The sequence below is a fragment of the Streptomyces sp. NPDC031445 genome (assembly GCF_055581365.1).
Window position 1 is genome coordinate 1 of record NZ_JBVIJO010000030.1, and the last position, 12,248, is coordinate 12,248.

10 protein-coding genes and 1 tRNA gene are annotated in these 12,248 nt (G+C 69.5%); 6 read left to right on the top strand and 5 right to left on the bottom strand.

Annotated features, from left to right (window positions below; translation table 11 throughout):
- Positions 1 to 624: 624 nt before the first annotated feature.
- The 3 genes from ACZ5DC_RS39535 to ACZ5DC_RS39545 form a co-directional block, all read right to left on the bottom strand.
- Positions 625 to 1,659 (bottom strand): class I SAM-dependent methyltransferase, encoded by a 1,035-nt coding sequence (locus ACZ5DC_RS39535; RefSeq protein WP_468661163.1) that lies wholly within the window; start codon positions 1,657 to 1,659, stop codon positions 625 to 627.
- A 161-nt stretch (positions 1,660 to 1,820) separates the two neighbouring features.
- Positions 1,821 to 1,976: a hypothetical protein gene (locus tag ACZ5DC_RS39540; RefSeq protein ID WP_468661165.1), complete on the bottom strand. Its 156-nt coding sequence runs from the start codon at positions 1,974 to 1,976 to the stop codon at positions 1,821 to 1,823.
- A 320-nt stretch (positions 1,977 to 2,296) separates the two neighbouring features.
- The gene (locus ACZ5DC_RS39545; protein WP_468661167.1) at positions 2,297 to 3,109 is read right to left on the bottom strand and encodes an alpha/beta fold hydrolase; all 813 of its coding nucleotides are present in this window, start codon (positions 3,107 to 3,109) and stop codon (positions 2,297 to 2,299) included.
- 470 nt (positions 3,110 to 3,579) lie between these two features.
- On the opposite strand from ACZ5DC_RS39545, the gene ACZ5DC_RS39550 reads away from it, so the two are divergent.
- Positions 3,580 to 4,074 (top strand): inorganic diphosphatase, encoded by a 495-nt coding sequence (locus tag ACZ5DC_RS39550; protein ID WP_468661181.1) that lies wholly within the window; start codon positions 3,580 to 3,582, stop codon positions 4,072 to 4,074.
- Between the two features lie 43 nt (positions 4,075 to 4,117).
- Here ACZ5DC_RS39550 and ACZ5DC_RS39555 read toward each other — a convergent pair.
- Positions 4,118 to 4,201, bottom strand: a tRNA-Leu gene (locus tag ACZ5DC_RS39555).
- Positions 4,202 to 4,511: 310 nt separating this feature from the next.
- Here ACZ5DC_RS39555 and ACZ5DC_RS39560 point away from each other — a divergent pair.
- The 5 genes from ACZ5DC_RS39560 (at position 4,512) to dpgC (ending at position 10,633) form a co-directional block, all read left to right on the top strand.
- Entirely contained in the window at positions 4,512 to 4,718 is a 207-nt protein-coding gene (locus ACZ5DC_RS39560) for an MbtH family protein (RefSeq protein WP_468661169.1), read from the top strand.
- A 136-nt stretch (positions 4,719 to 4,854) separates the two neighbouring features.
- The gene (locus ACZ5DC_RS39565; RefSeq protein WP_468661171.1) at positions 4,855 to 7,272 is read left to right on the top strand and encodes an ATP-binding protein; all 2,418 of its coding nucleotides are present in this window, start codon (positions 4,855 to 4,857) and stop codon (positions 7,270 to 7,272) included.
- Between the two features lie 154 nt (positions 7,273 to 7,426).
- Positions 7,427 to 8,548: a 3,5-dihydroxyphenylacetyl-CoA synthase DpgA gene (gene dpgA, locus ACZ5DC_RS39570; RefSeq protein ID WP_468661183.1), complete on the top strand. Its 1,122-nt coding sequence runs from the start codon at positions 7,427 to 7,429 to the stop codon at positions 8,546 to 8,548.
- Positions 8,549 to 8,627: 79 nt separating this feature from the next.
- The gene (gene dpgB / locus ACZ5DC_RS39575) at positions 8,628 to 9,314 is read left to right on the top strand and encodes an enoyl-CoA-hydratase DpgB (protein ID WP_468661173.1); all 687 of its coding nucleotides are present in this window, start codon (positions 8,628 to 8,630) and stop codon (positions 9,312 to 9,314) included.
- Positions 9,311 to 10,633 (top strand): (3,5-dihydroxyphenyl)acetyl-CoA 1,2-dioxygenase DpgC, encoded by a 1,323-nt coding sequence (dpgC, locus tag ACZ5DC_RS39580; protein WP_468661175.1) that lies wholly within the window; start codon positions 9,311 to 9,313, stop codon positions 10,631 to 10,633. The genes dpgB and dpgC overlap by 4 nt, the downstream gene beginning before the upstream one ends.
- Before the next feature lie 66 nt (positions 10,634 to 10,699).
- Here the strand turns inward: dpgC and ACZ5DC_RS39585 are convergent, their stop codons facing one another.
- Positions 10,700 to 11,998 carry an aminotransferase-like domain-containing protein gene (locus tag ACZ5DC_RS39585; protein WP_468661177.1) on the bottom strand — a complete coding sequence of 433 codons (1,299 nt, stop codon included), beginning with the start codon at positions 11,996 to 11,998 and terminating at the stop codon, positions 10,700 to 10,702.
- Positions 11,999 to 12,248 lie beyond the last annotated feature (250 nt).

The following is a 12,248-nucleotide window of genomic DNA, read 5'->3' on the forward strand; positions in this document are numbered from 1 at the left end:
CAATCCCCGGAACTACCTGGCCTTTCTCGGCCTCGCCGCCGCCCTGTGCTGCTACAAGAGACTCGTCCACCTCACCACATAGGACACCGTCTTAGCTCAGGGGGAGACCGCCGTGAGTCCGGGCTGGGTAACGCCGCCCGCGCGGGGCCCCTCGCGGGCGCGAGTGGAGCCCTTGTCATCGTGAGCCGGCGCGACGTTCGGGGTCGCCGCTGGGGGACCGGCCGCAGGAGGGGCTGGTGCCGGAGAGCGGTTCCCATCCTGTGGAGCGGGTGGTCCGGAGGCCGGTGGCTGACGGGATGGAGAACGAGACGATAGTCCGCGTGCACAGGGAAGCCGTCGTACCGTGCCGGGACCCGGTAGCGAGGCCGGAGCCCTGTTCGGTGTCCGGAACCGGTCGCTGATCGCGCTGCCGGCGACGGGCCGGGGGCGACTGGGGGGCAGCCCGCGCTGCTGTGACCGTCACCGGCGCCGAGGGGCCGTCCGCCGGCCTGTGACGCCGGCCGGCTCGGCACCCCTGTAGCGGTGGCCGGCCCCCCGCCCAGGCGGCGGCGCCGGTGCCACGCCTTCCCCGGCCGTGCCGGCGCCTTGTCGGCTACGACCGTCGCGCCGGCCGCGACGGCATCCTCAACGCCGGACGTCGTAGACGCGGTTGGTGGGGGTCTCGACGGCGAGCCGCCAGCCGCGCAGACCCGCTTCGGCGGCGATCGCCCGGAGAGCTTCCGGCCCCGGGTGGTTGCCGAGCGCGTGCGGGCCGCCCTGCGACATGGCCGCCGGCAGGCACAGAACGGCCGAGGTGGAGGCGAAGGACCGGCCGATCGGGTGGATGTTCTCCCCGGGGTCGGCTGACACGTTCGGCTCCACGACGAGGCAGCTTCCGTCCTCCGCTAGGGCCTTTCCGGCGTGCCGCAGTGCCGCACCGGGGTCACCGAGATCGTGGAGGCAGTCGAAGAACGTGACGAGGTCGTAGTCACCACCGGGGAAGTCGTCCGCGGCGGCGACCTCGAACGTCACGCGGTCGGCGACGCCCTCCTCCTCGGCCAGCTTCCGGGCCTTTTCGACGGAGGGCTCGTGGAAGTCGAAGCCGTGGAAGCGGGAGAGCGGAAACGCCTTGGCCATGAGCACCGTCGAGTGACCGAAGCCGCATCCCACGTCGGCGACCGAGGCGCCTCGCCGGAGCTTGGCCTCGACGCCCTCCATGGCGGGCAGCCACTCCTGGACGAGGACGGCGTCGTAGCCGGGCTTGAAGAAGGCGGCGACGCCCTCGGCCAGTTCCGGCCCGTAGTCCCGCCAGCTCACGCCGCCACCGTTGCGGTAGGCGTCCGCCAGCGCCTCTTCGGCGCCGTAGAGGGCCTTCAGCATGGTGAAGCCGCCACCGACGTACGTCGGCAGGGAGGAATCGGCCAGTACCGCCGCGTGCTCGTCCGGCAGGACATACGTGTTCGTCCGCTGGTCGTGCACCACATACGCACCGGCGACCTGCGCCGCCAGCCACTCCCGGACGTACCGCTCGACGAGCCCCGTCTTCCCGGCCAGCTCCTCCGAGGTGAGCGCCCCCGCCCCCGACATCGCCTCGTACAGTCCGAGGCGGACGCCCAGGGACGTCGACACCCCCGCGAAGGCGGCCGCTTGGTCTGCGACCACCCGCTGCAAGAACTCCATCACACGATTCTCATCCGACATGCGAACATACTTCCGTCCGGCGCCGCCGCGAAGCGGTCGCGCTGCTCAGGGCAGGTGGTGACGAGGAAGGACCTCTCACTCTCCCAACGCGTCGGAGTCCCCCCTGGTTCACATCACCCGCCGGGAGCGGGCGGACGGGGCTACCGGAGTTCCAGGACGACACAGTGGGCCGGACCGTCGTACTCCATGGCGCGCAAGACCCATGGAGCCCCCTTGACGATCCGCTCCAGTTCCGCTTCGGAGAAGAACGTGTAGTCGAACCACTCCGTGACGGTCCGGCGGTACCGGACGCGCATCCGAGTCTGCCCCGGGAGCCGTCCCGTCCTGCGGTTCGACCGCTGATGATCCGCGCTGTGGTGACGGCGGTGCTCCGGATATCCGGTGATGTGCGGGTCCAGGCCGGACCCGATGAGGCGAGCCCCTGCGCCGGCCACGGACGCCGGCCGGGTCAGTGACCGGGCGGCCTGCTGCTCGTCGACGAGTATGCCGAGATCGACGTCGCCCTAGCGGACGTCGAAGACGCCTTGCAGGCAGCGCCGGTCGTCCACCGACTGTACCGCGCGCTTCCTGCGGCCATCGCGGAGCCAGCAGGGCGCTCCCGCGTATCCCACCGCCGCTAGTGCTTCGCGAAGAATTCGATGATTTTCTCGTTGACCTCTTCCGGGCGCTCCAGGAAACCCAGGTGCCCGCATGACTCGATCTCCACGTAGTCGCAGTCCGGGATGACCTCGGCGACCTCGGCACCTAGATGGGGCGGAGTCACGAAATCGTCGCTGAAAGAGATGACTCGGCACGGCACCCGCACGCCCGCGAGCTTGGGCCGCCGGTCCTCCTCGGCCACGTCCAAGTCCGCCCAGAGCTGGCCACCGGCCTGCCGGTCGGGGTCGCCGGAGAGTTCGAAGACGTCCAGCCAGACGCGGACGGCGTCCTCGTCGTTCAGCGTCTTCCGGGAGAACATGTGCCCCACCGTCATGGCGGCCTCGTACGCGGCGGGCAGCCGCACACCGTTCTCCGAGAGCGCCAACTCGGCCCGCAGCATGGCCATGCGCATGGCGTCGGCCCGGGCTCGGGTGGCGATCAGCACGGCACAGCGCACCGTCTCCGGGAACGCCAACGCCAATTCCTGAGCGATCAGGGCTCCGAGGGACGTTCCCACGATGCGGCACGGCGCCAGGTCGAGACCGTCGATCAGCTCTTTGGTGTCCGCGACCATCTCCGCGAGGGAGTATTTGCCCGGTGGCACATCGGACGGTACGACGCCCCGGTTGTTGAACGTGACGCATTCATAGCCCTGTTTGACCAGCGCCGGCGTCTGATGCATCGTCCATACGCTGCCGCTCGCTCCCGACCCCATGATGAACAGCACCGGCTCTCCGGTGCCGAATCGTTCGTACGACAGCGTGATGCCGTTCGCTGTGATCTTAGGCATGTGGAGAAGGGCACCTTTCATCGTGCTTCCGGGACGCGGGGCGATTCGCCGCGGGAACCTGATCGGTGGACCGTGCACCCGAACAGGAGAGCGCACGGTGCGCCGACCGGCCGCTCGCCTTCGCGTCATCGCCCGGGGGGCGAGCGGACACCACGGTGTTGAGTCGCAAGGGGACCAGGACAATACTTTCGTAACCGTGGCCCTCTCGGCGTCGCCGTGGCATCGGTGGTTACCGCCGTTACGCGAGTAACCCCAGGCCCGGCAGAGGACGTCCCCGCCGCGGCCAGCCTCTCGGAGCAGATCGGCCCCGTACCGGTCGGCACGGGCCGCTCGGCCCCGGGCCTGCCGCGACGGCGCGGACGGCCCCTCACGAGTCCGGCGTAACTGCGGATATCGCCGTTGTCTCGTTCATGCCAGAGTCGGATTCTTTTGTTCCCGCACTCGGTCTTCTGGAGGAACAGGAGTCAACCATGGAATTCGACGTCATCGTGGAGATACCGCAGGGATCGCGGAACAAGTACGAAGTGGATCACGAGACCGGTGGAATCCGGCTCGACCGGCACCTTTTCACGTCGACGGTTTATCCGGCCGATTACGGTTTCGTGCGGGACACCCTCGGTGAGGACGGCGATCCGCTCGACGCGCTGGTCCTCCTGGAGGAGCCCACGTTCCCGGGCGTCCTGGTCGACTGCCGGGCGGTCGGCATGTTCCGGATGACGGACGAGGCCGGTGGCGACGACAAACTGCTCTGCGTGCAAGCGTCCGACCCGCGCATGGCACACATCCAGGACATCACCGACGTACCGGAGCATCTTCTGGCCCAGATCAAACACTTCTTCGAGGTGTACAAGGCGCTGGAGCCCGGCAAGTCGGTCCACGGCGCCGACTGGGCGGGCCGCGCGGAGGCCGAAACGGAGATCGAAGTCTCCCGGAAGCGGTTCGAAGCGAGCACCGCGGCGCACTGAAGACACGTGGCACGGCGCCGACGGGACGGCCGTTGAGCAGGGGTAGGAGTGGAGGGAATCGAACCCTCACGTCCGCGAGGACACCGGGACTTGAATCCGGCGCGTCTGCCTGTTCCGCCACACTCCCCAGCACACCACGGCATCGGGTCCCCGTCGGGTCACGTGTGAAGGCCGCACGGAACATCGATCTCGCCGAGACGAAGCGGCCATCATCGTACAGTCGGCGAACCCGGCTGCCAACAGCACACCCGCAGCCGGCCGTTCGACGCGCGGCACACACCTCGCTGTCACGCAACGCCAGAGAGGGGACGACGCGACCGGCACACACATGTCGACCCCTCCCGCCCCGTCCGGCAGCGCCGCATCCGGCCGCGTCACCGGCGTAACTGTGGTCATCGCCGATGCCCGGCGCCCCCACCCATGGCAGCATTCACACCATGAACCCCTTTGACGATCCGGACGGCGAGTTCCTGGTACTGGTCAACGACGAGGGACAGCACTCGCTGTGGCCGCATTTCATCGACGTACCCGACGGCTGGCACGTGGCCCACGGCCGGGACAACCGCGCCGCGTGTCTGGCCTACATCGAAGAGAACTGGACCGACATGCGGCCCAAGAGCCTCATTGAGGCGATGGGCGGCTGATCAGCCGCGTCCGCCACGCGCTCGGCCCTCGAAGGGGCAACCGGTCATGCCGATCCGGCCTTCGAGGGCCGTCGTGTGTGCACCCGACGGACGCCCACGGAACACCATGAACACAACAGGCTCCAGGAGGACTCCCGTGCCCCCCGAGTCACTGTGCGCGAGCTGCGGAACCCCACTCACCGGCCCGACCGTGCGGACCAAGGCGTCGCGCTCACTGCGCTACTGCTCCAACGCCTGCCGCCAGCAGGCGTACCGGCAGCGCAGGAAGACACGCTCCCTGCCCGTTCAGCTCCCCGTCGGACTGTGCGCGCACGTGAGCAGCTTCCACGGTCGCGACGACGATCTGCTCGCCGCCGGCCGGCTCGTCTCCTCCTGCCGGCTGCTGACGGTCGTCGGGGAACCGGGAGTCGGCAAAACCCGGCTGACCGTCGAGCTGATGAAACGCCGGCCACGGTCGACGACCGCGTCCCCCGTCTTCCACGTCGACGTCGGAGCCCTCGACAGCGAGGAGCCGGTGGCCGCAGGCATCGCCGCCGCCGCGGGCCTGACCGACGGAACCGCACCGCCCCTCGCATCGGTGATCGAGGCGTTCACCGCCCAGCACGAGGTACAACTCGTCCTGGACAACTGCGAACACCGACTGGACGAATGCGGAGAGCTGCTCGCCGTGCTGCTCCCCCAGTGCCCCGGGCTACGCGTGCTCGCCACCAGCCGCGAGCTGCTGCGCCTGCCCGGAGAAGTGGTGTACTCGTTGCGCGGGCTGACCGTCCACACACCCGACGACGGTGCTGCGGGCCGGCTCTTCCTGGACCGGGCCCGGGCGATCCGGCCCGGCATCGACTACGCCGGGCCGGACAGGGAAACCATCGACGAGATCTGCGTCCGGCTGGACGGCAACCCACTGGCCATCGAACTGGCGGCCGCGCTCGTCCGAGTGCTGTCACCCACCGAAATCCTCGAAGGACTCGACGACCGCTTCACCCTTCTCGACTCCGGATGGCGAACCGCCGACCCGCGCCACCGAAGCCTGGACGCCGCGATCGACTGGAGCTACCAGAGACTGGCGCCGGAGGAACGCACGGTGCTGCGCCGCCTCGCCCTCCTCCCCGGGAGCTTCGGACTCGACACCGCCGCGGCGGTCACCGGCGCTCACCCCGCCTCGACGGACGCCGCCTACGCCGTGCTGCCCGTCCTGCGCGGCCTCGAGGCACGCTCCCTGCTCCACGCGGAGAACGGCACCGCCCACTCCACCCGGTTCCGCATGACCGAGTCCGTACGGATCTTCGCCCGCAACCGGCAGACCGACGCCGGCGAGCGCCGCGAGACGGAAGAGGGCCTGGTCGCCGCCATGACCGAGCTGGCCGACCCACTCGGCGAGACCATCGTCCCACCCGGCACGAGCGTGGCCCGGCTGCTCGAAGAACGCGACAACCTGCGAGAAGCGGCGCGCGCACTGGAGGGAACCACCGATGAGCGCAGACTGACCCTCGCACTCGCCCTGCTCGCCGTGGAGGACGCCGTCGGGCCGGAGATGGACGGGCGCCGCGCACTCGCCACCGCCCTGCGCGACACCCCGCCCACCGCACGTCACCGCGGCGCCGTCCTCGCCGCCGCCGCGGTCCTGGCCGGCCGGGCCGATGACGCCCCCACGGCGGCCCGCCTCGCCGACGAAGCCGTCCTGACGGCCCGGCGCGACGGCGACGGCCCCGGTCTCGCCCGGCACCTACGGGCGCGCGCGGCGGTCGGCGCCTACACGGGCGACCTCACGGCCGCTGTTCACGACGCCGCCCGCGCACTGCACCTCAGCCGAATGCTCGACGACGAACAAGCACAAGTGTGCTGCACGTCCGAACTCGGCTGGTACCTCCTGGGACACGGCGACCTCGAGGCAGCCGCCGAAGCGGCCGGCGCCGCCATCCGGCATGTGCCGCCCGCGCCGAACGGCGGCTCACCCCACCTCTCCGCTGTGCTGTACACCGCGGGCGCCGTCGAACTGCAACGCGGCAACCACCAAACCGCCCAGCACCACTTCACCGCAGGGCTCTCGCTGGCCTCGGGCAGCCGAAGGTGTCTCCCCTGGGGACTGGAAGGAGCGGCGGCGATCGCGCGGACCGCCCGCCGGCCCGAACGCACGCTGCGCCTGCTCGGAGCGGCCGCGGCGCTGCGCGATCAGGTGGACAACCGAGCACCTCCCTGGTGGCGGCAGGTGATCACCGAGACCCGCACCGGCGCGGAACGGGCGCTGTCCCGTACGCGAGCGGTCTCGGCGCTGCGAGCCGGCCGGTCGATGTCGGCCCGGCAAGCCGTCGACTACGCGCTGGAGGACTGCCTCGCCCTGCCCGGCGAGCCACGGACCATACTGACCCGACGGGAAACCGAAGTGGCCGACCTCATCGCGCAGGGCATGACGAACCGTGAGATAGCAACACGACTGAACATCTCCGTCCGGACCGTGGAAACACACACCCGTACCATCCGGGAGCGGTTCGGACTGCGCTCGCGAGCCCACCTCGCGGCCTGGTCCGCCTCCCGTGCGGCAAGCCCGGTGACGTAACAGTGCGGACTGTGCCGATGACGCCTGTGACCCAGATGCCGCACGCTGACGGCAACTGTCGAGCGGATGGATACCCGTCGCAGACCCCGGGAACGTCCCGTGTCCCCGACGACCCCTCCGCAGGCCGCGACCGGAGGATCAGCCGTTGAACATCATGCTCGCCGCGCCACGGGAAACCGAGGACACCACCTCGCCCCGCACGCGTGACAACCCCCTGCCTGCCCGGGACCTGCCCGCCATCCTCGGCGTAGGCACCTCGGTACCAGCCCACTCCTACACACAGCAGGAAGTACTCGACTACTTCGCCATCACCGACGAGCGGGTGCGCTCGGTCTTCGCGAACAGCGCGATCGACCGCCGCAATCTCGTCCTCCCACCGCTGGACGACCAGGGACGTCCCGTCATCGAGACCCAGGGCGAACTGCTGCGCAAGCACACGGCCCACGGAATCTCCACGGCGGCCGACGCACTCCGGGCCTGCCTCACCACCACGGGCCTGTCCCTGGACGACGTCGGCTACCTGTGCTGCGTGACCAGCACGGGACTGCTGACACCCGGGTTCAGCGCCCTGCTCATCAAGGAACTCGGACTGGGTGTGGACACCAGCAGACTCGACGTCGTCGGCATGGGGTGCAACGCGGGCCTCAACGCACTGAACGCCGTGGCCGGCTGGAGTGCTGCCAACCCCGGGCGGATCGCCGTCATGGTGTGCGTGGAAGTCTGCTCCGCCGCCTACGTCTTCGACGGAACCATGCGCACGTCCGTGGTCAACAGCCTCTTCGGCGACGGAGCGGCCGCCGTCGCACTCACCACCGCAGCCGGCGGGACCCGGCCGGGCCCGCGACTGGTGAAGTTCAGCAGCCACATCATCCCCGAGGCATCAGCTGCCATGCGTTACGACTGGGACGACGACGCCGGGAAGTTCAGTTTCTTCCTCGACCGGGACGTGCCCTACGTCGTCGGGGCGAACGCCGAGACCGCGGTGGACAGGCTCCTGCGCGACACCGGGCTGCGGCGCAGCGACATCGCCCACTGGGTGGTCCACTCAGGAGGCAAGAAAGTGATCGACTCCGTCCAGGTGAACCTCGGCGTGGCCCGTCACGACCTGCGCCACACCACGGGCGTGCTGCGAAGCCACGGCAACCTCTCCAGTGGGTCCTTCCTGTTCTCCTACGAACGCCTGCTGCGTGAGGGTGTCACCCGACCCGGCGACCACGGCGTCCTCATGACGATGGGCCCCGGCTCCACCATCGAAACCGCCCTCATCCGCTTCTGACGACGCCACCACCGGATCACACCCGGGCCGCCAGCGCCCGGAAGTCGTCAGACACCAGCACCACAGGAGAACACACCACATGACCGCCACCATGACCCGCCACCTCGTGGAAACCACCCTCGACCTGTCCCGATCCCTGACAGCCGGCCTCGTGGCCGAGGTCACCGACGTCTGCGACCGGGCGGAGGACATCGACGACGGCTGCGTCGTCGTCCTCCGCCTCACCGGCACGGCAGCCCTGCCCGCCCCCTGGCCCGGAGAAGCGCAGGTGCATCTCGTGGGCAAGTGGGAAAACGCCTTGCGACGACTGGAGCGCCTCAACGCGCTGACGATCGGCCTCGGCCTCGGCCACTGCAACCAGGCCGCACTTGAGCTACTGCTCGCCACCGACCACCGCATCGCCGGCCCCGGCCTGGTCCTGGACCTGGACGCCCGGCCCGACGGCATGTGGCCGGGCATGGTCCTGCACCGCCTGGTGCACCAGACGGGACTTGCCACCGCCCGCCGTATGGTGATGTTCCCCGGTGACATCGACGTAGCGGGCCTGCTGGCAGCCGGAGTGCTCGACGAGGTCACCGAAGACGCCGACAGCGCCCTCGCCCGCACCCTCGAACGCGCCGCACGCTCCACCGGCACCGAGGCCGCCGTGCGCCGCCGGCTCCTCCTGGACGACCGCACCTCCACCTTCGAGGAAGCGCTCGGACTCCACCTGGCGGCCTGCGACCGGGCACTGCGCCACACCGCGGCGGCGGGAGACGCCAAATGACCGGGCCGGCCCTGGCCGAGGTGCGCCGGACCCTCGCCACACCCCCCGCCCTCAGCGGGGTGTTCCACCAGGACCGCGCATCGGTCACCGCGCACCTCCAGTACACGGACGAACTCCTGAGCGCGCTGCCGCCGCGCTCCCGGCGCACTGCCGCCGACAGCGACCTGGCGCAGACGACACACGACGCCGCGCGCCGTGTACGGGCCGACTTCCTGACCCTCCACGCCGAACGTGTGTACGACGAGCTGACCGACGGCCGGACGGCCCACCCCCGCCTCGGAGAACTGGCACAGGCCGCCGGCCGCGACTTCCCCGGCCTCGCACCGTCCGCCCAGCAGATGGCCGACGAATCCAAGCGCCCCCAGGCGGACAAGGAAGGGCGCGAAATCGACCAGGGCATCCTCTTCCGCGCCCTCCTGCGCTCACCCGGCCCCGGCCGCCATCTCCTGGAGTCCATGCTGCGTCCCACCCGGCGCGCACAGGAACTGCTGCCCGCATTCCAGCGCACCGGCGAAACGGTCCTCGAAGCGGCACGGCTGGAGCGCCGGGGCACCGCGGGATTCCTGACCATCACCAACGAACACTGTCTCAACGCCGAGGACAACCAGCACGTCGCCGACCTGGAGACCTTGGTCGACCTCGCGCTGCTCGACCCCGAGATCCACGTCGGCGTACTCAGGGGCGGCTACATGACACACCCCCGGTACGCCGGCCGACGCGTCTTCAGCGCCGGCATCAACCTCAAGGAACTCCGGGCAGGAAACATCTCGTTCGTGGACTTCCTGCTGGGCCGCGAACTCGGCTACATCAGCAAACTGATGCGCGGACTCGTACTGCCGGAAACCACCTGGCAGGGAACAGCCGTCCACAAGCCCTGGCTCGCCGTGGTGGACGGGTTCGCGATCGGCGGAGGGGCCCAGATCCTCCTCGCCTGCGACCGCGTACTCGCCGCCAGCGACGCCTACTTCAGCCTCCCCGCCGCTCAGGAAGGCATCGTGCCGGGAGTGGCCAACCTACGACTGACCCGGTTCCTCGGCGCCCGCGAGGCACGCCGCGTCATCCTGTGGGGCCGCCGCATCGAGGCCGATGACCCTGCCGCGAGCCTCGTCTTCGACGAGGTCGTCGCCCCGGAAGCACTCGACGCAGCGGTCGCGGCATCGGTCGCCGGACTGGACAACCCCGCCGTCGTGGCCAACCGGGCCATGCTCAATCTGGCCGACGAACCCGTCGAGGAGTTCCGCGCGTACCTGGCCGAGTTCGCCCTGCAACAGGCGCTGCGGGCCTACAGCCCCGACGTCCTCGCGAAGCTGCACCGCTGACCGCCGACGTCCACCGCTGTCTCGGTCACCCCGACCGAGGCAGCGGAAACGGACGACCAGCCGACGTCAAGGGGAACCGAGCGACATCTGTTCCGTGACGAGCGCGGCCAACCGGTCGAGCCCGGTCTCGACCAGCTCCGGAGTCAACGCACTGCACGACAGCCGCAGCTGGTGACTGCCGCCGTCGGAGTCCGCGTAGAAATGCTGCATCGGTGTCCACAGCACACGATGGCTCCGCGCCGAGTGCTCCAGCACCGAGTCATCGGTACGAAACGGCACGTCGACAACGATGAAGAACCCGCCGCCCGGCACCGTCCAGGTCACCGCGTCGCGGTCCCCACCGGCAAAGCGCTCCCGCAGTCCGTCCAGCACGAGTCTCCGGTTGCGCCGGTACACCGCCGACAGTGACGCATTCGCCTTGACCAGGCTGAAATCGTTCTCCAACAGCTGCCCCGCCACCACGGCCTGACTCAGCGGCGGCGTGTTCACCGTGACCATGCTCTTGATCTTCGCCAACTCGTCCGCGAAGCGGCCCGGCCGGCCACCACCCGCACTCACACGCTGATCCGCCACCACGAAGCCCAACCGAGCCCCGGGGAAAGCGGTCTTGGCGAACGAACCCAGGTAGACCACCTGCTGGTGACGGTCCAGGGCCTTGAGCGTCGGCGGCCGATCGTCCCCGTCCGCGAACTGACCGTACGGATTGTCCTCCAGGAGCAGCACATCCTCTTCCCCGGCCACCTCCAGCAACCGACGCCGCGACTCCACATCCATCGAGATCCCCGTGGGATTGGCGAAGTCCGGACTCACGTACAGACACCTAGGGCGCAGACCGCTGCTTCTCGCCGCCCGCAACTGCTCACGCAGATCGTCGAAATCGATGCCCTGCGGCCCACCGGCCACCGGCAGTACGGGCATGCCGACCAACCGTGCCGCCCCGCTGAAGCCCATGTACGTAGGTGCTACCGCCAGCGCCACGTCACACGTGTCACGACGCAGCGCCCGCAGCACCAGAAACATCGCCTCCTGCGCACCGACCGTCACCACGAGCGACTCGGGATCGACCGAGACACCTTCGTCAACCAGCAGATAACGGGCGATAAGCTCATGTATCAGCCCTTTCGTACGCCCGTACTGGAACAGCGCCCGGACGATGTCACGCTCGCCGTAGCCCAGTTCCGAAGCGAGGAAGTCCTGGTACGTGCGCAGATAGCGGTCGAGGTCGTCGACAGCGAAGAAGTCCTCGCAGGGGCGCCCCGCAGCGAAGGAGACGGCGTCCGGATAGCGAGTCGCCACCTCGTTGAGGAAATTGACCGAGCCGAGCAGCGGATCGGCCAGCATCGCGTGGAGGTTGGAGAGTTCCATTCGGCTCAGTATCCGCTGCACCACCCCCTTGGCAATCAGTGGTCACCACCGTTACGCGTCGGGACACTGGCGCGGATGTGCGGACCAGACACCACCGACGCAGGCCGCGGCCCGCCCGATACGGCTGACACACCCGCTCCGCGCGGCACCGAAAGCGCAAGGCACGACTGCGGAACAGCGCCGTCCGGCTCAAGGGCGAAGTGCACCCGAGGCCTGGCCGGCGGCGCTCACGTGATCGTAACCGTGGCTA